Source organism: Halobacteriovorax sp. RZ-2 (genome assembly GCF_043196685.1).
Lineage (GTDB): Bacteria > Bdellovibrionota > Bacteriovoracia > Bacteriovoracales > Bacteriovoracaceae > Halobacteriovorax_A.
Genome location: NZ_JBEBMR010000002.1, coordinates 800,658 through 826,626, shown reverse-complemented (window position 1 = coordinate 826,626; position 25,969 = coordinate 800,658). Strand labels below are relative to the sequence as shown.

The window sequence follows — 25,969 nt, the reverse complement described above, 5'->3', positions numbered from 1 at the left end:
GAACTAAATTAACAATAGAAAAGTTATCGCCAATACAACGAGATTTGAGAATTTAAAATAAGTTAAGATTTTCAAATTGAAAGAATTTTAAACATCTTCTCCAGTTATAAGACAAGATTGTTTTCGATTTTAATAAGAATTGACTTGACCTAAGAAAAGGCAATTTAAAGAAGTCGCACCTTATTAAGTGCGACTCATTTTTATTTTAACAAGAAGTGGTAGCAGTACAATTGGAACAATCGTAAAGACTACCACAATAATTGCACCAGCTGGAAGATCGTAGAAATAACTCAATGCCATTCCCAATAAGCTTAAAACTAACCCTATACCCCAACCAATTAAAAGTTGAGATCTAATACTATGAGAGAGTAAAGTACTAATAAGGGCCGGTACGACCAAGAATGAAAACACAAGTAATATTCCTGCAATACCAACAGATGATGTTATGACAACACCAAAAAGAGAAAAGAAAATAAAGTCCCAAAAAGCAGAGCTATTATTTTTATCAAGCGTAGATCTTAGGATCTGTTTTCTGAATATATAGTGAATTGTAGCAACAATACTATAAATAACACCGGTTTTAATAACATCGGCCCAAGTTACCCATAATATTTTTCCAATAAGTATTTCTTTAATATGTTCTGCACCATGGGCCATCATGTTTACGACAAGTATGACAGCAGAAGAAGCGAAAGCATAAACTAAAGCAATTAAGACTTCCTGTGATATATACTTTTCAAACTTCTTGGCCCAAGCAAAGTACGCTGCGGCCACAAAAGTGAAGCCTAATGAAACAAAGTAATTAAGCCCACTATGGTGATCAAGATGCAGGAGTAAGGCGACCGTTGAACCAAGGCTTGCAACTTGTGCAAGTGAGAGATCGACAAAGATCACACCCCTTCTTAGAACATGAAGTCCTAAGTAGCAGTGAATTCCCACTAAAATTAAACACATGACAAACGGTGCAGCTAAAAAAGAAATTACTTCCACTAATCCTCCAGTGCTTTAGCGAGAATATTATAAAGAGAGAAAATATCACGGGCCTCAGAGCTACCATCGACTGCAACAGGAACATTTCTAATCTTTACATCTTTGATCGTTGTACGAATTCTCTTTGCCACACTATCATCAAAATAGTTTTCCACTAAAATGTGACGAATCCCTTCCTTCTTCATCTCTTTAATAACAGTGATTATATGAGATGCCGTAGGAGGTATTCCTGGCTTAGGTTCAAGAACATTTTGAACTTGAATCCCAAATTCATCTAAAAAATAAGTTAGCGTACGGTGAAACGTTATAATCTTAGTTCCTTTCTTAATCTTGGCGCTAAGATCTTTTATCAATTCTTTAGTGCGTTTTTCATATGCTATGTAATTATTTTCGTAAGCCTGCCTATTACTTTCATCTAACTTAATGAATCGATCACGAACTCCCTTCGCAACTTCTAGGGCCTTACTCGGTGAAAGCATAAAGTGAGGATTTCCTTCCGGATGAACATCACCATGAGCACGCGTTAGCTTCCCCTTAACCTCATCTGTTAGTTTCACAAGAGCGTATGCTTCAAGTCTTCCTTCTTGTCCGATACGAACTTTTGGATTGCGACTTCCTCTAACAACAAGCGGGAGCCAACCGACTTCTAGGCCCGCACCGATACTAATTAACAGATCGGCCTTAGCAACTTTAAAAGTATAGCTAGGTTTTGCTTCTAGGAAGTGAGGATCTTGAGTACCTTTAGCAAGAGAGTGTACACTCACACTCTCTCCACCAATTTTTTTTGCAATATCTGCTAAATTTGTCGTCGTTGTTACAATTCTCAATTGAGCGTAAGAGCTCATACCTAGAACAAGTAACAACCCTATAAGAATTGACTTCATTTTAGCGACCTAGTACTGGTGTGCCGGGTGGGCACCGATACTAAAGCTTAACTGAAGACTTACTCTTTTTTCAGGACGATCTTCACCATCATGAATTTCATCGTATTGCATTCTTACAGCTGAGAATTCAGTAGGAACAAATGCTAAAAGTGCAGTATATGCATTTTGATCTGCAATTGACTCATCCTTAGCAACACCTAGGAATTCATATTGTGCTTGAGCAAACCAGCGTGGTGCAAATTGATAACGTAAGAATGTCGAATAACCACCATTTTTAACTTCGTTTGTTCCCTGAACATCTTTGTGGATAAACTCAGTTGACCAAACAAATGACGAATACTTACCTTTTTTAACTGGACGCCATTTTAATGTTAAGTCTGTTCCTAGGACAGTTGATTTCTCAGCTTGTTCTTCAAAATAAAGACCTGAAAGACCCCACTCTAGAGTTAGTGACTCAGATAAATCCCAAAGGTTTTTTAGGTTAGCGACTGTAGTGATCGAGTGTGGATCTTCAACAAATAATTCTTCATTTGTTGGCTGAAGAAACTGAACAGTTAAATCACTATACCATGGCAGTGGCGCTAGATATGATACACTTACACCAACTTCATTTAGTCCTTCTTCTCCAAACATATACTCTTGAACAAGACCACGGTAAATGAATGGCTGAGCGTGAGTATGTACCATATTGTACTTACCAAATTGGGCATAGAACTTCCCTAACTTTACTGTAAAATCAGGAATTGAAATTGTTTCAGCAAATACTTCTTCAGGCTCAAATGCATAACCATGCTCTTCCTCGCCACCCTCTTCATGATGTTCCTTGTGAACAGCAAAAGTCGCCTCAGCTCTAAAGTATGCATCAACATCTGCACTAAACTGAAGCTCTGCTTCTTGTAGAGAAAATCCATCGTGATCATTATCACGAGACGAGTTTTTATAGATAGTTAAAGCATTTAAACCGATGGCAGGATTAAACCCATTGCCTCTTGAATTGTCAGAAAGAGATTGCGCAAAAGTGTTTGAGCCTAGTAATAAAATAGAAATATAAAATAAGTTTTTCAAAATAAACCTCATTGAAAATTAATTAATTAAATTTAAAAAATAAAAAGTGAATGTAATTAAATTAACAATGAGTTGGTGGCCCTCGAGGAGCTGTTTGAATAGATAGAGATTGTAATGTGTGACCGACTAGGGTCTGATAACGATCTGTAACGAGAAAAAGAAAACTTGCTTCAAGTTCTTCAGAGAAATCAGAATTACTAGCATCATATTTGAATTGAGAAACTTTAATACAGAAATGGCAAGCTTGATCTAACTTACTAGTCTCATGCTCATTTTCATGAAAATGCAGGCTCGCTGTAAGAAAGCTTACAAGAAAAGTTGCCGCAAATATGAATCTAAAAAATCTCTGCATTAACTCAATACTAGCAAGACTAAATTTAGAATGTCTTGTTTTTTTTTAACAAAACAATCTATTTAGATACTTAGCATCTGCCCAATATAGAGATTACTAGACCTTAACGAGTTCCTCTTTCTAATTTGGAAGGTCGTTGTATTATAGAGCTTGGCAATACGTGTTAGGTTATCTCCCTTCTTAACACGATAGTGAAAAACTCTCACGCCCTTAGTCACATCAAGCTTTTGACCAACGTAAATATTATTGCCATGAATTCCATTTAGCCTTCGCAAGTAAGAAACACTTAGGCCATAACGTCTTGCAACTCGCCCTAGGAAATCATTCTTTTTAACAAAGTAGAACTTCTTTCCAACAACACCCTTATACTCATTAGCTCGAAGGGCCAATCTTTGACCTGGATAGATACGACTACTTTTTAAATTATTAATACGCTTTAGACGATTAAGTGAGACTTTGTAGCGACGAGAAATCTTTGTTAGAGAGTCTCCTCTTCTCACACGGTAATGAGTTGGAAATGAGTTAAGCTTTCCCCACTGACGACTACTGGCAAGTTTATTTTGAATCTCTTTAATATTTTGATAATCTTTTCTTGGAAGCCAAATCGCATACTGTTTAATCCAATTTGGCGTACGCTTATACTTTAGAGCAGGATTGATTTTTTCAATCTCCTCTCTCTCAATATTAAAATGTTTTGCAACATCTTTAATATGAACTCCACCAGGAACTTCGACTAATTTTAAATCAGGATAAGTTGGTGACTCTGCAATGATCTCTTCATCAAAGCCAAACTTTGCTAAGTTTTCTCCGACATAGGCCGCTGCCAAGAACTTAGGAACATAATTTCTAGTCTCTCTAGGAAGTAGTTTACGATCAGCTAACTCCCAAAAGTCACGAGTTCTTCCCTTCATAATGGCACGTAGAACTCTCAGCTCACCACAATTATAGGCAGCAATAGCAAGTTCCCACGAATTAAAAACAGTATAGAGATCCTTTAGATACTTTGTTGCGGCCTCTGTACTGTGGACAGGGTCTCGCCTCTCATCGACTACTCGGTTCACAGCAAGCCCATAACGCTTTCCAGTTGCTTTAATAAATTGCCAAGGCCCTACAGCACCAGCATGTGAAAGGGCGGTTTTATTATAACCACTTTCAATTAATGGTAGATAATAGAGTTGATAAGGAAGTTCCTCTTCTTCAAGAACTGTTTGTATAACTTCTTTGTAATACATTCCTTTTTTAATGAATTGCTCAAATCGAACACGGTCTTTGACAGCAAAGTAATTGATCCATTTTTGGACTCGCTCATTTTGATAGAGCTCCATTTCATGCTTGATGCTATCTTCATCTTGATATGAAATGGTGTTACTACCAGCAGGGGCCTGACCAACACTCTCCTTCTCAGGTGAAGCACATGAGAGAAGAGTTATTGAAAGAATTATAATTGATAAGTACTTAATTGAATTCAGAGAGTTAATTTTTTTCATACGAAAATTCTACGGGAATTTGTATGATTTTAAATATACTCTGAATCAAATTAGAATTTTCCGAATCTAGTTTAGTAAGTCATCGGAAACATCAGAAACTTCGATCTGTAGATCCACATCTTCGTAACGATCCGGCACATTTGACAGCTTTGACTGAAAGAGTTCTTGCAGCTTACGGATAGAAATCAGTCCTTCATCAGACTTCTTCCATATAGCATAGAGTGACATACGAATTGGTTCACCTAAGTGGAAAGTTTTTAATCCCAAATATTCTTCTAATGGATTCTTTGGTAAGAACATGACACAGCGGCCTCTTAGACAAAGTTTATGAACAAAGTCGATATGATCGCTATAAACTTTCTCTTTTGGTATCACACCATTTTTTCTTAAGTGCTGATAGATGATGCGATTAAGGTTCTTATCCCAATTACTTTCTGCAAATGGAATATTTACCAGTAAGTCTTTTTCATCTCTAAATTTATCATAGAGTTCTGTTGAGCAACAAAAGACAATTTCAAAGGAGCCAATTTCAGCAACATTTAAACTCTTTCTCTTGGGCTTTCTAAGAGAGATCCCCCAGTCGATATTTCCGTGAAGAATATTATCCACAAGTACGTCGTGATCGCCCTGTCGGATGGTATTTACTGTTCCATACTTTGTATAAAGGTCCCAGTACTGAGAAGCAAATTCAGTTGCAAGATCATAAGAGATCGTCTCTTCAATTCCAATTGATACAGGATAGCCACCCACAACATCTTCAGAGAAGTGCTCAAGAAGTTTACTTCCCTCTTCAAAGATACCTTTAGTTCTCTCAAATAATTGCTGCCCCTCCGGAGTCAAAGATAGACCTTTTGAACTACGATTAAAGAGCTTCATATTGAATTTATTTTCAAGACGCTTAAGTTGCTCACTAAGAGTTGGTGAAGATGTACCGATAATTTCAGCACCCTTTTTAAGTGATTGAACTTTGGCCACTTCATAAAAACAGTAGAGATGATTCCAATTGATATCTTTTAGTTTTTCCAAGCATATTCCTCGATTCATTTAACTTTGCTCCTTACCTTAACAAGTCCATCACCAATTAGCAAAAACCGAATATCCCTTAAGGCGCATAACTGCTTAAGACTCGGAAGAAAGTGGAAAAACCTGATTTAAAATGAAAAGGATCATTTTTATAACGTGTTCAAAAATCTTATTAATTAAATTCATCATATCAACCTCTTGTCGTTCTTAACTTTTAATATTGAGCTTATGAAATTCAATCTGTGCACTTTGCAACTCGATATAGAGCTGAGTACGCATATCATTTCGAAGCTCCCATGCATCACTAGGGTTTTCTGCCCAAGCGGCCAACCAGCACTCAATGGCGTCCTTTTCTAATTTCATCACCCACATTGTTGGCTCTTCAACATCACAAAAATAATCAGACTTCTTTGCCACTCGATGTGCAATTTCACGAACTAACTTGAGATCTGAGTTTGGCGCAACATAGAACTCAATATGGGTCCATACAAAGTGATCATTCATGGTGAAGTTTTGTATCTCTTTTTGAAGTAACTTAGAGTTTGGGATAACAAGCCTTACCCAATTCCACTTCTTTACAACTGAATAGGTCAGCCCGATCTCTTCAATTAGGCCGTAGTGGCCATCAATAGTGACGGTATCCCCGATCTTAATTGATCTAAAAAAGGAAATAATCACACCCGCAAAAAGGTTCTCTAGAAAAGGCCTTAGGGAGAAACCAGCAATTACCGAAACAATGGCAGCAATGATTGAAACATAGACAGTTGGAATTTTCCCTAAATAAGGAATGGAAACAAAGAGCGACCAAAGTATAAAAAAGAGTACAGGAAGAGCTCTCATCATAAATGAGAAACGACCTTCAATTCCTTCTACCCCGTGTGACTTTAGCTCTTTTTCTTGATCATCAACTGGCGAGTCTGTTTCAACAGCATCACTAATATCTCTCTTACGGATATTCTTAAGCTTTCTCTTTTGAACTCTTCTAATATTTAAGAGAGCAAGGAAATACCCCCCTAAGAATAGGAGGGTAATGGTAATCGGGTATAAATAGTCTACCAAGGAGTTAGCTATTGGCTTCATTTATAAGCTTTGAATTCTTCATTCTATTATCAACAACCTTATTACCAGGAACGATATCGTTTAATGGCGTATGAGATAGAACAAAATATGTAATTAAACCGGCCATGATTCCAGGAGCAACTTCATAAATCGTTGCACCGTAACCAAGGTTCATCCAAACAACAGTAACAATTCCACCAATGAGAACCATCGAGATGGCCGTAATTTCAGATACCTTCTTACCAATTGCATAGATAAAAATTAATGGACCAAAGCAAGCTGCTAGTATCGACCACGACAATAGGACGAGCTCAAATACGTTCTTACTTCCATAGAGGGCCACGGCCAAGGCGATAATAGTCGTCCCAGCAGTTGCAACTTTTGTCAGATAAATATTGTCTGATTTCTTCGGCAGGATATCTCTTGTAAAAGCTGCTGAACAACTTAGAACTTGAGAATCTGCTGTCGACATTGTCGCGGCAAAGATTCCCGCTAGAACAACACCAATAAGAATTTCAGGAAGTAGCTTTTGACTCATTAGAGGTAGTGCTAGTTCGGCATCAAAATTTGCAGAATTTGGAAGTAGAAGTCTTGCAGTAAGCCCTACTCCAATAGTCATAATAGTAAAGGCGATGAACCACGCATAGTAATAAAGTCTTGTCTTATTCATATTCTTAGTATCATCAATTGTCATAAAACGAATCATGATATGCGGTTGGCCAACAACACCAAAACCTGCAAAGACCCAACCAAGAATAAATAGTGAAATCCCCGTTCCTCCAGGAACATTAAGTCCTGTTGGTGTAAAACTTAAGAAGCCAGGAGATACAGCACTTAGCTTAGAAACATAAGCATCATAACCACCTACTTCGTTAATACCAACAAAGAATAAGATCCCCATTGCAATAATCATAACAAATGACTGGGCAGCATCTGTCCAAATCGATGCCCTAATTCCACCTGATAAACAGTATGCAAAAACGATGACAGCACCAATAATTGCACCAGTACTATAATCCCATCCAAAAAGAACGTGTAATGCTTTAGAGCCGGCCTTAAACTGAGCAGCAGCATAAACACCCAAGAATAAGATTGTGATAATTCCGACAAGAAGTCTTAACTTTTTAAAGCTTGTCCCTCTTTGCCATCTCGAAAGGACACCTCCAAAACTTAGCAGATTTTCTTTTTCTGTAACCTGTCTCAATTTCTTATGAACAAAGAAACTCATGACAATATCACCAACAATCCAACCTATCATAACCCATGATGACTGAAGTCCACTGGTGTAGGTATAACCAATAAGTCCAATAAACATATAACCACTGTTATTAGTGGCAACAGCTGACAGGGCCGCTAACCATGGCGGAGTACTATGACCTGCAAGCAGGTAGTCAGAATTATTTTTCTTACTTTTTAAACTTGAAGAAACTCCAATCAAAACGAAGAGGAGTAAAAAAAAGAGGAAACTGTAAACAATCATTTAACAATCCTTTTTTTGGCATAGCTATCCATCCACTAAAAAAACACAAAGCGGTAGCGAACAAGATAGCTCTTGCTAATTAATAAAATACTAATTTAAAAACTTATTATTTAGAGTATTGAGAGGCAATTCTCTTCATCTTCAATTAGGCTTCGACGAAGAAAAGATGTCTCTCTTAACGCCTTACCGTGCCCCTCTTCACAAATAGAAGTCTTTTTTTGTACTTTAGATGTGCGGGACTGCTTCTTATCAACGACGCTATAACTTACTAACTGTACTAACTTTTCAGATTTCTTATTGTTCATTTAATTACCTTAACATTCTATATATTCATTAAGAATTGATTAATTTACTAATTAGGTTATCCCTAACCTCTTCGTAATTCACTTGAGCGATGAACCGCTTTATCCACGCCCATTTTCACAAAGGCATCAATCCCACTGCTTCTAAAACTATCAATGGCCTCAATTGTGACTCCCTTCTTAGAAGTCACCTTGGCGATTAAATCATCAAGCTCTGTCTCACAATTTATTAGTGCACTCTTTGCACTTCCCCTAAAGAGCTGACTCGTTATTGCACGTGATTCGATAGCACCAAGGCCCCACTCCTTTAGAGAATCTTCTAATGCATTCATAAAATAATAAATAAATGCAGGCCCAGATGCAGAGACGACAGTCACTTTGTCAAAGAGTTCCTCTGTCTTCATTTTTAAGATCATCGAACTTTCACCAAGAAGATCTTTTAAGAACTCAATTTCACTTTCTTCAACTTGCTCAGTGGTACTTAACAGGCAGATACCTTCTCCGTACTCCATTGGTAAGCTAGGCATTAGCCTAATTACTTTTGATGTACCTAATAAATTGCTAATTCTTTCTTGATCGATTCCGGCCATGATCGAAATAACAACTTTACTTGAAAGGTCGATGCCTTTAAGCATTTCTGATAGCTCTGTGAATTGTTGTGGCTTACAACCAATTAAGAAGTAGTCTGCATCGGCCGCTTCATTTAATTCAACAATCGCCTCACCTTCAACCTCTTTAGCAAGTTCGATTGCTCGTGTGCGACTCGGCGTATATGTGAGATATTTGTTCTTAATTTTTTGGCCCTTATACATTGAACGAACAACTGCACCGGCCATATTTCCACAACCAATAACCGCAATTTTCTTCATGATAACTCTCCTATTATTTTAACTAAGATCTAATCTGCCCATCACCAACAACGACGTAGCGTGAGGTAGTCATTTGCTCAACCCCCATTGGCCCATAGGCATGTAATTTTGTTGTCGAAATTCCAAGCTCAGCTCCAAGACCTAACTGTCCTCCGTCGTTGAAACGAGTTGAAGCATTTACCATGACACAACTTGCATCAACACTTTGTAAGAACTTCTGACAATTCTCTTCATTATTAGAAACAATACACTCTGAGTGATTACTACCGTATTCACCAATATGATCGATGGCCTCATCAAGAGAAGAGACTGTTTTGATTGAAAGGATATTGTCCAGGTATTCTGTTGACCAATCCTCTGGTGTCGCCTTAACAAAGCTACCTTTTGTTTGATTTGCAAACTCTTCATCAACTCTTAACTCACACCCCTTTGCAAGGAGCCTCTTGGAAATCTTGTCATTTACCTTTGGTAAAATATCTTTATGAATAAGTAGCGTTTCAATTGCGTTACAAACACCTGTTCTTTGAGTCTTTGCATTTTCAACAAGTGTTACGGCCTTTTCAATATCCGCTTCACTATCAATATACATATGACAAAGCCCTTGATAGTGAGCAATCACTGGCATCTTTGCATTTTCAAAAACATGATTGATTAAACCGTGACCACCACGAGGAATAACAACATCGATATCATCCTTAAGGTTTAGTAGATCATTTAAAACTTCACGATTATCAGATGCTAGAACTTCTACAACATTCTTGTTCACATATTTAGAGATCGCATCCTGAATGATTTTTCCAAGAACTTCATTTGAGTGCTTGGCCTCTTTTCCACCTTTTAAAATAATGGCATTTGAGGACTTAAGCGCAAGAGCTGCACAATCCACAACAACATTAGGACGACTCTCAAAGATCATAAGAATAACCCCTAGAGGGACTCTTTGACGCTTGATCTTTAAACCTAGATCATTTGTAAATTCATTATAGAAAGATCCTACGATTTCAGGTTGATCCTTAATCGTCTTAACTCCTGAAATAATGTCGTCTATTCTTTCATTAGTAAGTTTTAAGCGGTCAACCATTGCCTTCGAAAGATCATTCTTAAATGCAGCATCTAAGTCGAGTTGGTTCTTTTCTAAGATAAGCTCGCGATTTTCATCTAAGGCCTTTACTAAATCATCAAAGATTAGGTCCTTAGTTTCTTTATTTAGCTTCAAAAGTTCTTTTGATGCTTTTCTTACTGTACTAGCTAATTTTTTCATCGATTATATCCTTTTCTAAAATTAAGTTAATTGTATGGACGACTTCAATTGATGTTCTAAAACCAATCAGGTCTTCAATTTCATCACTGTGACGTCCCATAATTTGTTCAACTTCACAATGTCCATATTCACAAACACCAGAAGCAAAGACTTCACCGTCACAAATGATGTCAACGCAGTCCCCTTTGTAAAATTGGCCGTAAACATCAACGATGCCTTTTGGAAGAAGTGATTTACTTTCATTAAGGGCATCAAATGCACCTCTATCAACTTCGATATAGCAATTAGGCTTCTTCATTGAAAGTAGCCATGCCTTTCGCTCTTCTGGGTCATAAGCGTTCTTAGGAGCAAAATAAGTTCCTAGCTCCTTTGTCAGGGGATCCAAGATAAGTCGCTCATTATCCATCGAGCTAATAACGGCCTTAATACCAATTGGTGTAATTTTTGTGATGGCGTGAACCTTAGATTCCATTCCACCTTTTCCCACTGCTGTCTTTCCCTGATAATTCACATCTTCTAAGACATCACTACCAAATGGCACCGTTTCAATTCTCTTAGCATCTTCATACGCCGGGTCCTTATCATAGAGGCCATTAGTTGAAGTAATCATAAGAAGTGCGTCAGCATTAATCATTTGCGCTGTTTGTGCAGCCAAGTGATCATTGTCACCCAGTGCAATCTCAGTAAAAGAGATTGTGTCATTCTCATTTAAGATCGGTGTAATATTATTCTTTAAGAGAACGTTGATACTTTGCTTGGCATGCAGGTTTCGTTTTCTATTTCTAAAATCATCATGTGTTAGAAGAATTTGTGAACAAATCTTTTGATTCTCTTCAAATAGTCGAGAGTATGTATTTAGAAGCTTTGGCTGTCCGACTGCACTAGCTGAATGCTGAAGATCTAACTGACCTCTTCTTGGTAAGTGCTCTTTTAAAAATGACTTCCCAACACTTACGGCACCTGAGCTGACAAGGACAACTTCAATCCCCTCATCAATGAGCTCACAGATATCCTCTACAATTTTTCGCACCTTTCTAGTATCTAACTTGCCACTTCCTTTTGTAATAACATTACTTCCAACCTTTACAACAAGGCGTTTTACTCCCTGTAGTTCTTTACGAAGTCTCATTCTTTCCCCTTATCTTGTTAAAAAACAACATGACATAAATTCCAAAAAACCAAAAGCGAGTCGGACACAAATTAGGGAATGCCAAACAAGACAATTTCCGAGCAAAACAATCAACATATGCTCAAAAAATATTGATAGGCCTTAAAATTTTAATAAAAATCACAAAATATTCGCTACATGAGAAGGGTTTGAGATTATAATATTTCCATTAACTTATGCTTTAAAAATACAATTTGGAGAGAACTTGAAAAGAAGAATTGAAGTTATTAAGCCTGATAATTTTGAACAAGAAAATCACTTTTATCCTAAGGTACTAAACGCACAACTACACCCTTTAGTGAGCCATTTTTTTAATTTGGATCACGAAAGAATTATTAAAAGATATAGTCATCTTAACCCACAAATTTGTACTGATACCTTAAGGGATATTCTCTCATATGAGTGTAAGCACTTCTTCTGGGGTGGATCTGACTTATTCTATGTTACAACACAAGCTGGAAATAGACGCATGGTTGTTCTTGAAACAAACTCTTGTCCTTCAGGTCAAAAGTCAATGCCACCAAGAACCGATGCGGATGAACATAGAGGATATAAATTCTTAATTGAGAACTCTTTTCTTCCTGCACTTAAAAAGAGAAAGAAGAGACTTCCACAAGGTGCACTTGCTGTCATCTATGATAAGAACTACATGGAGACATCTGGCTATGCTTCAACAATAGCAGATCTAACAGGTGAAGATGTTTACCTCGTTCCACACTTTAATGGTGAAGAACAAATGGCCGATTTTGAAAATGGTGTTCTACATATCACTCTTGAGACAGGAGAAAGAATTCCTATTAGAGCGGCATTCCGTTATGTTACACAGAAGCCATGGAATCGCATTCCAACAACTTCAAAAACATTCATCTTTAACTCAACTCTCGTTTGCCTTTCTGGTGGACGCAATAAGCTTCTAGCAAATAAGGCCTATGAGCTTTATAACTCAGAGATTGCTGAATCAGGCCTTAAGATTAATATGCCTGAGACGATTAAAGATGTTAATAAGTTAGAAATTCCTCTTTGGGTTCAAAAATTTGGTGGAAAGGCCGTTATTAAGATCCCTTACTCAAATGCAGGACAAGGTGTTTTTACAATTACGAATCAAGATGAGCTTGATGCCTTTATGCAAATGGATTACCCATATGATCAATTCATTGTCCAAAGTTTAATTGGTCACTACGAATGGAGTTCCACAAGTGAGCATGGTAAATTCTTTCACATCGGAACAGTACCGAATAAGAAAGGAAATATTTATATTGCTGACTTAAGGCTTATGGTTTACTCATCACCAAAAGGTTTCATGCCTTGTGCAGTCTATGCACGACGTGCGAGAAAGCCTCTTGAAGCAAGCTACCCTGAGGATAGCTGGGAAGTTCTAGGAACAAACCTATCAGTTAAAACAGGTGAAAACCAATGGGATTCAGATACATCAAGACTGATGCTTATGGATCAAAAAGATTTCAACTCTCTTGGTATTGGTACTGATGACTTGATCGAAGCATATATTCAAACAATTCTTACAGTTGTTGCGATTGATAAAATGGCAGAACAACTTATTAGTAAGAAAGGGACTTTCAGAACGAAACTCTTTAGAAGTTTAGATAATGATAAGTCACTCTTTAACGAGATTATGATCTCATAGCATAGGAAGTATTATGGGTGCAATACAAGTCATTAAGACAACTGAAGAAATCGATTTAAATTCATTTGCGCATGGTGAAATTCACCGCTTACAAATACATCTCTCAGATAATGCTCTCGGTGTGCCTTGGCGTGTACCAATTATCATTATGAAAGGTGTTGAGGACGGCCCAGTACTTGGTATTACAGCAGCAGTACACGGGAATGAGCTCAATGGTATCTCAACAATTTTCAAACTGATTGAAGAAGTCGATCCTAAAAAGCTAAAAGGAACAATCGTTATGGTTCCAATTAGTAACGTTCCGGGCTACCTAACAAATCAACGTCGATTTATTGATAATATTGATTTAAATAGAATTATGCCTGGAAAACTTACTGGAAATCCAAGTAATCTCTACGCACATTACTTTACGCAAAAGATCGTTTCTAAATTCAACTACCTTCTTGATCTACATACAGCAAGTCATGGCCGTGTAAACAGTCTCTACCTTAGAGCTGACTTAGAGAACGAGGAAACAAGAACCCTCGCCTTCCTACAGAATCCACAAATTATTGTTCAAAAATATGATGAAGAAGGAACACTAAGAGCTTGGGCCAATGAGCAAGGAATCCATGCAATTACCGTTGAAATTGGTAATCCAAATGCTTTTCAACACGCTCTTATTGATGAAACCCTCGATGGTATAAAGAATACTCTTCGCTACTTCTCGATGATCGAAGGAGACGTTCAAGATATGATTACAGATGCCACAATCTGTGACCACTCTTATTGGATCTACTCGACAAAAGGTGGAATTGTTGATGTTCTTCCAAAGCTCACACATCGAGTAAAGAAAGGCGAAGTTATTGCAAAAGTTTACGATGTCTTTGGACAAGTAAAAGAAGTTATCTGTGCAGACCGCTCAGGTGTTGTTATTGGTAAAAACGTAAGACCTAATTGTGAAGCAGGACAAAGAATTCTGCACCTAGGAGTTGATCTTAAGGAAGCACTTCCTGAAGAAATTCCTGGCCACGATGATTTTGAAATATCTGAAAAATAAGAATAAGAAAGGGGGATTTAGATCCCCCTCTTTTTTATAAATTTACATTCATTGTTAGGCCAATATTTGTTCTATCAGCTCTAATATCTTCCGCAATAAAGCGCATATTTGGTGAAATCGAAATATCACGAGTAAAGAAATAAGTCATTGCTATCGTTTGCTGAAGAACTTTCTCATTAATACGCTCACTCCTAAAATGATCGGCCGAGTAAAGATCAGTGATTAACCTTAGAGAAAGAGAGCGAGAAAAGTAAAGCTCACCAGCAAGGCTTAATGAGAAAGAACGGTTTACTTGCCTGTCTTTACCTGCAATCTCCATCCCATTAAATGAAATTGTACTCTTATCATAGAAGTACTGTGTCGCATTCCCTGAAAGAGCAATATAAGCGGCCTTCCATACTTTATAGGCCAAAGAGTGGCTAACATTAAAAACAGAGTTAATACCGAGGTCCTTATAGTAGTCCCACGTAGCATATTGGTATTGTAGAAACGTTACATTTTGAATCCCCAAAAGGTAGTAAGTTTTAAAGTAACTTAGAACAGGGTTATCAATATTTAAGCTATCACCGTAAGTATCAAGTTCATACTGAACCATTGGATTTTCTGAATCAACACTCCCATGAAAAGGGGCCTTCTTTTCGATCCCCACTTGAAGAGATAGGTTATCTGTTTTTGAAAGACGATACTTTACACCAAAATTCCCAGTAAAATTAGTTAGTGAAGTTGTATTCCCAGCATTTCTAATATTAGGCCTTTCAGCGTCATTGAGGTTATCAAGAGCACCAGCATTGTATTTAAATGAAGAATAAAAAGACCATCTCTTTAGCGATCCTGATAATGTCTTCAGTGTCGGGTTATCTAATACTTCTTCCTTCGTGTTGAAGCTCTTTGTCTTGGCCTCTCCTTCAGACTTAGCAGCAGGTGCCGCAAAGGTAAAAGTTGAGATTAGCATAATTATTAATAACTTCATTTTCTCTCCATTAATTAAAAAAGCTCAAAAAGCTTTCACTATTATTTGTTGTTTTATACTTAGTTTCACCCACGAGGTCGTTTGCGATCATGGCCGATCGCCAAGACATCAAACTAGTCTGAGGATCAGCAACCCCATGGCCGTGACGACTAAAGTTCATCGAATAAATTTTTCCATTCTCAATCGTTGTTTGAATACTATAGTCCTGCCCAACAATAATTCGTCCTTGAGAATCCTTGGCAATTTTATCTGATAGCCCCTCTAAGAAGCTTGGTAGAACACTCTTGAATCCAGTTGCTAAAATAACAATATCAGCTTCAATAATTTCTTTGTTTTGATTAAGAAGATTATCAACCTTAAGCTTATAAGACTCACCTTCCTTTTCAATTTCATTAAGCCAACGCATAGGTGAAATCGTGTAATCAGGAAGCTTCTTTAAGTAGAAACGATCAAGATATAACTCGTTATACATCTCCTGTAGATACTGGGGAGTATTTCCATCACTAGCTAGAAGTTGACTTTGTGTATATGAATCTTTTTGCTCTTGAGATAAGGAATGGAAATTTAAAACAAATTCAGGAGTAAAGATCTCATTAGTAAATGGTGCTTCATCAAGAGGCTGTAAATTATTTCGGCCACTTAAAAGAGTTACCTTTTCAACTCTTCCCCACATGCCATTGAGAGCATTTCTAAATGTTTCAACGCCTGTTTGTCCTCCGCCAACAACAACGACTTTCTTACCTTCTAAATCGAGAGTCTTCATTTGCTTAGACTTTGCATGAAATAACGTATTTGAAAGGAAAGGTTTCGCACAGTCAGGGATATTCTTAGTTGGCCCAGATGCAACACAAATATTTTTTGTAAAGTAGCTGCCTCCCTTTTTAATGACCTCAAATTTCTCACCATCGTGTTTGATGTCGATTACTTTAGAATCAAAATCAATGTCATGACAAAGTTGTTTTGAAACCCATTTACAATAGTCTTGAAACTCGTAACGATTTATTGATTTTCTGTCTGTATTTAAAAAGTGATAGAATTGTCCATTTTCAACAAGATAATTCAAGAAACTAAATGAACTTTTAGGGTCAACCGGTGTCACAAGATCTTTTAAGAAAGATGTTTGCATCATGGCATCCCCAAACATTAGTTCAGGATGCCAACTAAACTCCGGCTTATTATCTAAGAACTTAGTATTAATATTACTTAGTGGATTCAAAAGTGCCGCTAAGCTTAGATTAAATGGCCCAAGGCCAATTCCAACAATGTCATAAATATTGTGCATATAACTTCCTCAACTCAACCCTAACTATTTCTAACAAGAGGATTTTTAATATTACTTCCTAGCATTGGCTTTAAACGCTCCCCTGTTTCGCTATAACCAGCGACAAAACGAACAGTATTAACCAATACTTTCTCAAATTCTTTTCTTAATAAATTAACCTTATCCGCAACCTTACGATCACCTTGGTAGTCAGAAATAACTTCACCAAGTAAGTGATAGAAGTCTCTTTCTTTAAATTCGAGAGACTCTTCTACTACTCTTGAAAAATAACGTAGTACTGTAACAAAGTGACCTGTGATAAGATCGTGAATCAAGTACTCTGCTGGTAACTGATCAAGCACAACTCCAAAGTCAGCATCAATATGCTTTGAGTTTGAGGCCATTCTAAAATCACCATGAAAGTCCTTTATAATTAATCTTTGTGGCCTTCCCTCTTTCAGAACGAGAATGGTATTTTGCCCATGAGCGACTAGGCCAAGACCGTGCTCTACTTGTAGGTGGTAAAGAGGAATAACAACAACACTGAAGTACTCATTAATCCATTCTGAAATACTTAAACCAGATGACTTAATATACTCAGCAACCAGTGCATTGCGATCTTTAGTAAAGAGAAGTGCTGCTGTTGGAATGGCAATTTCATCATTGGAGATTTTATTCTCTACGCTTTCACGCCAAACACAGCCCAGTAATTCTTTATAGCGATATGATCCACCTTCAATACGATTAAACTCTGGTAAAGGACAGCTTACTGCTGCAACTTCCTTTAGGACATCGACCTTATTCTTAAGAAACTTATCTGAATCAATAATTTTCTCAATCTTTTCAGATAAGAGATAACCCTTCTTAATATATTTTTGAGGAATTCCTCTTACACATGAAGTATTTAAGATAGAGATGGCCACTTTTACATCATACTTACTTGTAAATGAATTAGAGGATAAAGTTCTAATCGATACTTGTGGTGTGTATTCATGGCCCATCTTTCCAAGAGAAATAATTCGTCTTTGAAAGACTAAGTGATTAAATTGAACACTTATATACTTACTCCACTGCCAAGGATGAACCGGAATAAGAATATAGTCATCAAAGCTCCCTGAGACTTCTTGAACTTTCCTTTTTGCAAAATCCACTTCAGCATCAGTAAGGGAGTCGGAATACAGGTCTTCAATTTTTAATTGATCGAGATTCATCCCCCATTCTAGGCAATCTCGCTTAATCGCACACCAATGAAGCTTATAACTACTTCTCGATTCTGGAGCATATAATAAAAGCTCATCACTTCCCCAACCGAGACGCCCTTTATTCATGATGATTTTTGGGTGTCCTGATAAAATCTGGTCAACTTTTTTAAAATTAAACTTAGATATATCTTCAATGGTAATATCTTCTAATGAAGTCGCTTGAATGATATCACCATAAATTGTCTGATTGCCTTCTTCAATAAACTGAGCAAGTGTTTCATCACTCATCTTACAAGTATCTTGTACCTCAAAGAAGAAGTCCGCAAGAGTATACTCATCGATAATTTTTCCAGCACTATACTTTTTAAAGCTATCATTTTCTATTTGTAGATTTCCCCAAACACTAATACGGCCTTGAAAACTATAGTAGGTCTCATCAGAAATTCTAAAAAAGAAACGATCGTGGCAATACTCAACATCAAAGAGCTCTTCAAATTGAAGTTCTTCAATTGCTTTAATGATAAGATTTTTATGAAGCTCAAAGAACTTTCTTGTATTCATCATGACTTCATCTCACTAAAAAACCTTGTACGATCGGCTTCTAAAAGATTAGAGGTCTTATGAGGAAAACTAAAGACTCCCTTGTGTTCCCATCCAGGAAGTAGTCTTGCGAGAGTTAAAACCTTCTTATTATCGACTCGTGGTTCTCCCCACACCTTTTGAGTCCTACTATCATCTTCAAAAAGAAATTTTGTTAAGTGAAAGATTGAATCAAAAACAGCACGCGTTCCAAGAAATTTTTCCTCACCAATGAGAATATGGATTCCACGATCATATAAAGAGGCGTTACAGTAAGGAGCAATCCTATCATCAAATCCCCAATAGACTTCGAAGTATCCGGCCTGCTCACCATCGATATCAACAATAATTGGCAGTTGATAAGGAGAATCCTTGAGCCCTTGTACATATTCTCTGAGTTCCTCAAGAGGCTTATTCATTTCCCAAAACTCGTAGACATATTTCTTATTATGCCATTCGTGAAATATCAAAAGATCCTTATCCATATCAAAAGCACGAAGGACTATTTCATGATTGTGCTTTGAAGTAGCTCGATATAATTCTCCTTCATAAACACGTGGTCTTCTCAAAAGGGCCTTGATTGGATTCGAGATTCTATTATAAATATCCCATGGGTTTTTAATTGTATTTTCGTTGATATTAGAGACACAACACCTGAAATTTCCCTTTTGGTAGAGAAAATCACTTTCAATTAAGTAGCTCAAAAATGAAGAACGAGAGTGATTCTTATAAATAAAATTCCTAAATTGTGTTAAGTGAAATAACTCGGCCTTAGCATCTCCATTTGCAAGGGAAATGATTGTATTAAACACTGAATTTATAATGAGATAGTAAGTATAAACTTTATTAACATCCTCGGGAGATAAAATATTCCCCTTAGACTCACTGATGAATTCATACTTAGTACCAAATCGTTCAACACTTTTAGCAGTGAAGCCAGTACCCTGACAATCACGATAAATTGTTCCAACAGGAAGTCCATCATTCATTTTAAGAATGATATTTTGCATATGGGCACCAAGAAGAATTCCGTGATCTTCAGACAGAGTAATGAACTCTCCGACTACATTTTCAAGAAAAGCTTCAAACCAATACTTTCTTGCAAGAAAAATATTTCCACACGCTCTTTGAGCATTATCTTCGACTAGACTTAATAAGTGAGACTTACCGGTATAAGGATTCTCTTCGGCCAAAGTGCCAAGTAAGAGACAATTATCTGAAACAAAGTTTTCACGTAATTGAAGAGTCGATTCAATAATAGCACTTGCATCTTCACCTCTTAAGGCAACATAGAAAGGTTCATAAAGAATATGAAACTTATCGCTAAATTTTGAGACTCCTTCGTTTTTAAAAACTGTCTCCATCTGCATTCCGCGGATGGCCTCCTCTGGTTGAAGATGTCTTATCGAATTTGTAAGCTTCACATCCATTGAATACTTAACTAAGTATGGCGCGTCGGGGTTATAAAGAGATCTAAGAGAAGAAAGAGCAAACCAGTTATTTTTTCCACTTGATACTTCAATAACCTCACAGATGTCTTGTCTTTCTTTAAAACTACTCAAACGACGCCATTGCCATGGATGCATCGGAATATAGACAAAGGAATTATCAACTTCCTCTAAGTCGAATATTGCCAGCTTATTTAGTGCGCTAACAACATCATCAAGTGTCCCATTTGATTGAATCATATCCTTTTGACACTTAATCCAAGTTAACTTGAAGCCATTTGATAGTTCTGGAGAATATTGAAATAAATCCTCTTCATTCATTCCTTTCTTGCATTTCGGATAAGGATGAAATGGATGACCAAGAAGCATCTTTTGTTCACTGCTAAGATAGCTATCAATCTTTACATCTGAATTATGATTTAGGATAATTTCAATATTATTTCTCGAATTAATAATATTTTCAATAAAGGTTGGGTCAGCATCAGGAAAGTGACTTATCAATTCAGGAAGCATTTGATCGAAGTCAATAGAAGCTCCATTTAAATAAATTTTTCCCGTATAACGATGGCCACCTAATGGAGAAAATGAATCAATCTCAAATGAAAGATCTCCTATTCTCACATGGCCATTTTCACGATCAACCTCAACAAGTTTCTCTTGCACGTAATCTCTTGCCATCGAGTTAATGAGTGATCGAAGACTATACTTATCAGCAAGCTGCCTAGTGTTTTCACTAACCATTTGTCACTCCACCAAAACCTTCTTCTGTATAGAAAGTGTTATATTTTAAGCTTATGAAAATTGCGGCAATAACCAGAGCAACAAAGAAAATAAGCATATAATTAGTCAATTGAAATTTAATAATCACCCCTGAAGAAAGTGCGCCAAGAGCATTTCCAAGAGTTTGATAAAAGCTGATTTCACTGGCAACAACCTGTTTAGGAGTAGCAGGATTGAGCTTATAAATTTGTCCCATATAAAGAATAGGTACTATCGCTGCTCCAAATGAGAACAAAATGATAAAACCGTACAATGTTCTTAAATCATCAATTCGATAAAATGAATAAAAGCTAGTTAAAAGAGCAATGATTGCTAATATTGTGACAAATTTAGAATTAATAAGATTCATTTTCTTTAGGATCAACTGAGTCACAATAATAACAAGTGATGCAATAGTTAGAGTCCAGTAAATCGTAGCAGATTGCTTAATTTGCCCTACGAAAAGATCACCCACAATATCTGTCATACTCATATGAAAGAAAGAAGTCATAAATGTATAGGCCAGTGGGATTAAAAGTAGCGGTAGAATTATTTGTCTTAAGTTCTGATCTTGCCTTACTGAGATCATCTCGATTTCACTTTGCCCTCTTTCAAAACCAAGTAATATTGAGAGAAGGATTAGTCCTGCCAGGATAACAAGTCCCATATTTAGGTTATATGCTAAAAGTCCTCCTAAAATTAATCCAATAAGTCTTCCTATATTTAAGAAAACAGTGGTTTCTAAGACACCTCTTTGTGCATCTTTAAAGCGCTTAATTTTAACGACCTGAGAGAACGGAATAATAGAACTTGCAGTCATCGCGTAGATAACTCGAGAAAGAATGAAACATGCTAGAGATAACTCAACATTGCCACAAGTGAAAGTTGCTAGTAGAGCAAGTGTTGATAAAAGAAGTCCATAAAGCCCAATTCGGTAAATATTCTTAGGCTGGATTCTTGAAAAAAGTGCGGCCCACTCCTTTGTCATAAAAAGAAAGAAGAAGATTGAAATACCATAAATAATTAGAACTGAAGTGATATCCAGATTTGTTACCATGGCAATTTTCGGTATAAGACCAAGAAGTATTGTTTGGGCCGCACCAAAAACAAAACAAAGGCATGAGATGGCCTTAGTAAAATTATTAATTTTTAATTGAGAACTCAAGAAACTCTCTCCTTTGGTCTCCTCGCTTTATTCCTAAAAGAGATAAGAAAAAGCACAAGATCTCGCCAAGAGAAGATTAAATAAATAAGAAAGAGTGCGCTTAAGATCCACTTAAAGTCAGATGTAATAAAGAAGATCACAAAGACAAACATCGTTGGAAGTAAAACTTCTAGAGTTGATACATTCGTATCGTTTAAAAGACGGCCATCATATAACCCTGCTTTCACAGCAAGGTGTTTCCTTCTAAACAAAAAGATATAGATTCCACTTATTGGAATAAAAGAAGAAATTAGCCCCAGAACACTCCAAATAATCTTTAAGATAACTCCGCCGTAGTCACCAAAGTGTAGTGGCTCTGAAAGAATAAGAAGCTCTAAGTACCATGGAAGAGATACTGTACGATTTAGCTTGCCTGTTATGCCATCGACATAAGCGATTTCATGATGATGTTCTTCATTCTCCATTAGAACAACAAATTGGTTGGGAACAGAGAACTCATTATCAGGAAAAGAAATAAAGTCGTATTCTAAATGTGGAAGCTTTGTTTCAAGTTCTTTTAGAACTGTCATTACTGAGACATATTTTGCATTTTCTATAACGATAGCATTTGCTTGATGTGCCCTTACGTTATCTCTTAGAAATAGACCAATAAATGTGCTATTAAATGCTAGAATTGCTCCCGTGAATGTGACGATTAAAAGCCATGCTAACGTCTTGACTCCAATAATCTTATGAAGACGCCCTAGCAGGATACGAGAATTCATCGTCTTTACATTACGGTAGAATTTATTAGCAATAAGAGCACCACTTAACAGAGCAATAAGAAAGAAGAGGCCCATAAGCCCAATTAGAATCTTCCCCTTTCCTCCTAAGAGTAACTCTCGATGAAGTTTTAAGATAAAGTCAATGAAGGCAGTAGGCTTGACTTGATTTGAAGATAGTACATTTCCAGCAAGGTCAAATTTTAACCTCATTGCACCCTTGAACTTTTCAATACCTGGTTCTGTAACACGTGCTTGGATATCTCCGTCATCACCTTTAAAAATTGAAAGTACTTTTTTATCTTTGTAACTTTTATTTTCAGATAAGTAATTTTCGATTTTTGAAAGTGACGATTCCTCTGAAATAAAGACACTCTTTTGCTCAACTGTTTGAACAGGAGAAAGCTCATGGCGCCAAACGAGAACGACTCCAGTTAGCCCAAGAACAAGGAAGTTGACCGCTAGGACTAAACCTAGAATGCGATGAATTTTTAATAATTTTCTTACTAATGTACTCATAAAAACTAAAAAAAGCAGGGAAGTTTATACTCCCCTGCTTAATATCAAGGATTTTTTATAGTTTTTTATAAACCATAAAATCGATACCAATATGTGTTGCCTCTGCTCCACAAACATCAGCGGCACCAGTAGCTGGAACCATGATCGTTGCGTGGTGAGGGTGCCCCCAGTAAAGATAGTCATTGTCTGCAAGTTGAGCATCAAGGATTGCCTTTCCTTCAGAGCAGTCAGCAGAAGCATTTACTTTTGAGAAAGCTCTTGAATCAACAAGTTCGATCGTAGAAGCAGCATTGTCAGCAAATAGAATTGAAGAGTAAGAACACTCAACACCATCTACATTTTCGAAAGTTGCCTTAATTAGAATATTATCAAGCGTGTAATCAGTAGAAAGCTTTTCAAATTTAACATTCATGTTGTTGTGAGTAGCTGGTGCGTTTGTGTAGTCAGTAAATGCTGCACATACGTAACCTTTATGCTTTGCAACCCATCTCTCACCTTCAAGAATTAGGTCAGAATTTGCGATAGCTGAAACTGATAGTAGTGATAATAAAGCTATAAGTGATTTTTTCATCATGTTTATTCTCCTTTAAGTTTATGAAGAATAAATATCTGAACGAGTTTGGCATGTCAAACTATTATCTACGCATTTAAACAACTGATTGTTGATAGCGACATTTTTTGTAATAAATACATGAAATCTGGTGTAAATAGGCCCTATTTGGAGACTTAAATAGGGCCTATGATAAGATTTAGCGGATTGGATCGCGTCCTTCGATCTTACTAAGGATACGAGTTTCGCCAGATTTCTTATACTTTGACTTGAGGGAATTAGTAGAATGAACCATTTCATTCTCTAGATTTTGATGTGAGCTCACCTCTTGTGAATTATACTTATGTTCACAAAGGGACTCTGCTGATGCTGAAAAACTCATCATACTCGCACCAATAATTAGTGTCGTAAATAATGTGTGAACTTTCATATCCATCTCCTTTGATGATTGATTATCTGTTAATTCATCATCGCAAGGAATGGGAGCGAAATAAAATATCGAGTCTTTATGACATCATAGAGATTTCCTATTAGGCCATGAAATAGACTTCATTCCATTTTTAACAAGGCCAAGGTAGCTCTTAATACGATTGTTTTGAAATTTGTGTTTTTCACCAATAAAAGAAATAACTTGTTTACGATTAAAGGCCATGGCCCAGTCATGAGCACTCATCCCGGAGTCATTTAATTCACCAAGCTTTGCACCATATTGAATGAGTAATTTTACGATTCTTAAGTTACCCTTTAGTGAAGCAAACATAAGAGCATTATTACCTACGCCGTCTGTAGCCTTGGGATTGGCCCCTGCACTCAATAAAGTGTGACAGAAGTCAAAGTGTCCATATTGGGTAGCCTCAAGAAGAGGCGTATATCCTTTCTCATTAGTAATCTCTAAGTTGCACTCTTCATTCGTTAGTAAGAAAATACTTAACTCACCAACATCACCATTCTTGGCCCAATCAAAAATCTTAGACATAACTTCTCCTAATAGATAATTCTACGGAGAAGTCATCTCTTCTAAAAAGTGAAGAAGAGATAAGTTTAATTAACTCCCTTAATGGTTATTTGGGTATTATTTGTTGATTTAAGCTATATTGGCGCTATATGCAAAAATCTTTCTTGTTGTTTATTAAGATTTTATTAAGAAATCCATTGATCTTTCACATCAGTCTTTAGACAATATTAGTCTATAAAAAAACATACACATGGAGTGATTATGAGAACAATTGTTAAAAGTTCAAAGTTACTTATGCTAATTCTAGCAGCTGCTATGACGGTTCAAACTCATGCTCAAGAAGAAGCAAAAAGTAAAAAAGATGGAGACATCGACAGTGAAATTACAAACGCAAGACTAAGAGCACAGTCTGGTTCAAAATCTGACTACAGCTTAAGTCTTTCACTAGGTTACAATGGTGGTACACTAGATGATATTTTTGGTGAAGAAAGACCAGATATCTATGGTGATCCAGAAACAGAAACGAAGACATCTTTTGGTGGTAGCTTCGCAGGTAGATACCGTTTCAACAAAAATGACAGTATGACAGTTGGTGCAGGTTTTTCTGTACTAAACCCATGGGGACACTCAGAAGGTAACGTTGATAACCCATACGTTGGTTACTCTAGAATTTACAAAATTGGTGACTTCCAAACTTCAACTTCAGCAGATATCACTTTTGGTACAGCAGAATCGTATAAAGCTGTAGACCTTAAGCAAGTTGTTAGTGCATCTCACAACATGATGAAGCGTTTTGAAGGAACAAACCTAACGCTAGGTGCTTCAGTTTCTCTAAGTGCATACTTCTACGGTTCAGAGCCAGAAGTTGCGGTATCTAAAGATGCAATGACAGAACTTGCAGTTGGTTTCTACCCACAATTAGAGTACGTATTCAACGATACATTCTCATTTAGAACTGTATTTGGTTACTTTAACTACCAAAAGTCTAGAGGTGAAGATTCTAAACTTCTTAGAGCATACGAATACCAATCAGTTGGTGTTGGTATTTCTGTAACAAGAGATATCTACGTTTATCCAAACGTACAATTCCTTGCTGATGATATTGATTCAGACAAGACAAATTTTGCAATCTCTGCAGATATCAATATTCTTTAATAAATTTAAAGTATACTTAGGCCC

At 36.7% G+C, this 25,969-nt stretch carries 24 protein-coding genes; 3 read left to right on the top strand and 21 right to left on the bottom strand.

The genetic code is table 11. From position 1 onward, the window contains the following. Positions 1 to 183: 183 nt before the first annotated feature. The 12 genes from ABMA78_RS10030 to proB all read right to left on the bottom strand — a co-directional run bounded on the left by ABMA78_RS10030 (position 184) and on the right by proB (position 11,901). Positions 184 to 990: a metal ABC transporter permease gene (locus ABMA78_RS10030; protein ID WP_392859674.1), complete on the bottom strand. Its 807-nt coding sequence runs from the start codon at positions 988 to 990 to the stop codon at positions 184 to 186. Continuing rightward, on the bottom strand, positions 990 to 1,874 hold the full coding sequence (locus ABMA78_RS10025) for a metal ABC transporter substrate-binding protein (protein WP_392859671.1): 885 nt from the start codon (positions 1,872 to 1,874) through the stop codon (positions 990 to 992). The genes ABMA78_RS10030 and ABMA78_RS10025 overlap by 1 nt, the downstream gene beginning before the upstream one ends. Positions 1,875 to 1,883: 9 nt before the next feature. After that, positions 1,884 to 2,939 carry a hypothetical protein gene (locus ABMA78_RS10020; RefSeq protein ID WP_103218127.1) on the bottom strand — a complete coding sequence of 352 codons (1,056 nt, stop codon included), beginning with the start codon at positions 2,937 to 2,939 and terminating at the stop codon, positions 1,884 to 1,886. Between the two features lie 61 nt (positions 2,940 to 3,000). Next, the gene (locus tag ABMA78_RS10015) at positions 3,001 to 3,291 is read right to left on the bottom strand and encodes a hypothetical protein (RefSeq protein WP_392859668.1); all 291 of its coding nucleotides are present in this window, start codon (positions 3,289 to 3,291) and stop codon (positions 3,001 to 3,003) included. A 62-nt stretch (positions 3,292 to 3,353) separates the two neighbouring features. Beyond that, on the bottom strand, positions 3,354 to 4,778 hold the full coding sequence (locus tag ABMA78_RS10010) for a LysM peptidoglycan-binding domain-containing protein (RefSeq protein WP_392859666.1): 1,425 nt from the start codon (positions 4,776 to 4,778) through the stop codon (positions 3,354 to 3,356). A 66-nt stretch (positions 4,779 to 4,844) separates the two neighbouring features. Then, the gene (locus tag ABMA78_RS10005) at positions 4,845 to 5,804 is read right to left on the bottom strand and encodes a LysR family transcriptional regulator (protein WP_392859664.1); all 960 of its coding nucleotides are present in this window, start codon (positions 5,802 to 5,804) and stop codon (positions 4,845 to 4,847) included. Positions 5,805 to 6,008: 204 nt separating this feature from the next. Beyond that, complete coding sequence (locus tag ABMA78_RS10000; protein WP_392859662.1) at positions 6,009 to 6,881, bottom strand: mechanosensitive ion channel family protein; 873 nt, start codon at positions 6,879 to 6,881, stop codon at positions 6,009 to 6,011. After that, positions 6,865 to 8,340, bottom strand: coding sequence for a sodium/proline symporter (locus tag ABMA78_RS09995; RefSeq protein ID WP_392859659.1), 1,476 nt, complete (start codon positions 8,338 to 8,340; stop codon positions 6,865 to 6,867). The genes ABMA78_RS10000 and ABMA78_RS09995 overlap by 17 nt, the downstream gene beginning before the upstream one ends. 110 nt (positions 8,341 to 8,450) lie before the next feature. Continuing rightward, a complete protein-coding gene (locus ABMA78_RS09990) occupies positions 8,451 to 8,645 on the bottom strand; it encodes a hypothetical protein (protein WP_392859656.1) in 195 nt (64 codons plus the stop codon). Positions 8,646 to 8,707: 62 nt separating this feature from the next. Then, positions 8,708 to 9,511, bottom strand: a complete 804-nt coding sequence (locus ABMA78_RS09985) for a pyrroline-5-carboxylate reductase family protein (protein WP_392859653.1) — start codon at positions 9,509 to 9,511, stop codon at positions 8,708 to 8,710. 22 nt (positions 9,512 to 9,533) lie between these two features. Continuing rightward, entirely contained in the window at positions 9,534 to 10,772 is a 1,239-nt protein-coding gene (locus ABMA78_RS09980) for a glutamate-5-semialdehyde dehydrogenase (protein ID WP_392859650.1), read from the bottom strand. Continuing rightward, positions 10,756 to 11,901: a glutamate 5-kinase gene (gene proB, locus ABMA78_RS09975; RefSeq protein WP_392859648.1), complete on the bottom strand. Its 1,146-nt coding sequence runs from the start codon at positions 11,899 to 11,901 to the stop codon at positions 10,756 to 10,758. The genes ABMA78_RS09980 and proB overlap by 17 nt, the downstream gene beginning before the upstream one ends. 244 nt (positions 11,902 to 12,145) lie before the next feature. On the opposite strand from proB, the gene ABMA78_RS09970 reads away from it, so the two are divergent. Together ABMA78_RS09970 and ABMA78_RS09965 are read left to right on the top strand one after the other, a co-directional pair. Further along, positions 12,146 to 13,582: a hypothetical protein gene (locus tag ABMA78_RS09970; protein ID WP_392859645.1), complete on the top strand. Its 1,437-nt coding sequence runs from the start codon at positions 12,146 to 12,148 to the stop codon at positions 13,580 to 13,582. Between the two features lie 13 nt (positions 13,583 to 13,595). After that, positions 13,596 to 14,621 (top strand): succinylglutamate desuccinylase/aspartoacylase family protein, encoded by a 1,026-nt coding sequence (locus tag ABMA78_RS09965; protein WP_392859642.1) that lies wholly within the window; start codon positions 13,596 to 13,598, stop codon positions 14,619 to 14,621. A gap of 34 nt (positions 14,622 to 14,655) precedes the next feature. Here the strand turns inward: ABMA78_RS09965 and ABMA78_RS09960 are convergent, their stop codons facing one another. The 9 genes from ABMA78_RS09960 to ABMA78_RS09920 all read right to left on the bottom strand — a co-directional run bounded on the left by ABMA78_RS09960 (position 14,656) and on the right by ABMA78_RS09920 (position 24,811). After that, positions 14,656 to 15,591, bottom strand: a complete 936-nt coding sequence (locus tag ABMA78_RS09960; RefSeq protein WP_392859640.1) for a hypothetical protein — start codon at positions 15,589 to 15,591, stop codon at positions 14,656 to 14,658. A gap of 10 nt (positions 15,592 to 15,601) precedes the next feature. Continuing rightward, positions 15,602 to 16,873: a lysine N(6)-hydroxylase/L-ornithine N(5)-oxygenase family protein gene (locus ABMA78_RS09955; protein ID WP_392859639.1), complete on the bottom strand. Its 1,272-nt coding sequence runs from the start codon at positions 16,871 to 16,873 to the stop codon at positions 15,602 to 15,604. 20 nt (positions 16,874 to 16,893) lie between these two features. Beyond that, positions 16,894 to 18,618 (bottom strand): IucA/IucC family protein, encoded by a 1,725-nt coding sequence (locus tag ABMA78_RS09950; protein ID WP_392859638.1) that lies wholly within the window; start codon positions 18,616 to 18,618, stop codon positions 16,894 to 16,896. After that, on the bottom strand, positions 18,615 to 20,822 hold the full coding sequence (locus tag ABMA78_RS09945) for a GNAT family N-acetyltransferase (RefSeq protein WP_392859635.1): 2,208 nt from the start codon (positions 20,820 to 20,822) through the stop codon (positions 18,615 to 18,617). The genes ABMA78_RS09950 and ABMA78_RS09945 overlap by 4 nt, the downstream gene beginning before the upstream one ends. Next, the gene (locus ABMA78_RS09940; protein ID WP_392859633.1) at positions 20,815 to 22,005 is read right to left on the bottom strand and encodes an MFS transporter; all 1,191 of its coding nucleotides are present in this window, start codon (positions 22,003 to 22,005) and stop codon (positions 20,815 to 20,817) included. The genes ABMA78_RS09945 and ABMA78_RS09940 overlap by 8 nt, the downstream gene beginning before the upstream one ends. Then, on the bottom strand, positions 22,002 to 23,285 hold the full coding sequence (locus ABMA78_RS09935; RefSeq protein WP_392859630.1) for a PepSY-associated TM helix domain-containing protein: 1,284 nt from the start codon (positions 23,283 to 23,285) through the stop codon (positions 22,002 to 22,004). The genes ABMA78_RS09940 and ABMA78_RS09935 overlap by 4 nt, the downstream gene beginning before the upstream one ends. A gap of 55 nt (positions 23,286 to 23,340) precedes the next feature. Further along, positions 23,341 to 23,859: a hypothetical protein gene (locus tag ABMA78_RS09930; protein ID WP_392859628.1), complete on the bottom strand. Its 519-nt coding sequence runs from the start codon at positions 23,857 to 23,859 to the stop codon at positions 23,341 to 23,343. 175 nt (positions 23,860 to 24,034) lie between these two features. After that, positions 24,035 to 24,265, bottom strand: coding sequence for a hypothetical protein (locus ABMA78_RS09925; protein ID WP_392859627.1), 231 nt, complete (start codon positions 24,263 to 24,265; stop codon positions 24,035 to 24,037). Between the two features lie 84 nt (positions 24,266 to 24,349). Continuing rightward, the gene (locus ABMA78_RS09920; RefSeq protein WP_392859624.1) at positions 24,350 to 24,811 is read right to left on the bottom strand and encodes an ankyrin repeat domain-containing protein; all 462 of its coding nucleotides are present in this window, start codon (positions 24,809 to 24,811) and stop codon (positions 24,350 to 24,352) included. 240 nt (positions 24,812 to 25,051) lie between these two features. On the opposite strand from ABMA78_RS09920, the gene ABMA78_RS09915 reads away from it, so the two are divergent. Then, positions 25,052 to 25,945 (top strand): hypothetical protein, encoded by an 894-nt coding sequence (locus ABMA78_RS09915; RefSeq protein ID WP_392859621.1) that lies wholly within the window; start codon positions 25,052 to 25,054, stop codon positions 25,943 to 25,945. Positions 25,946 to 25,969 lie beyond the last annotated feature (24 nt).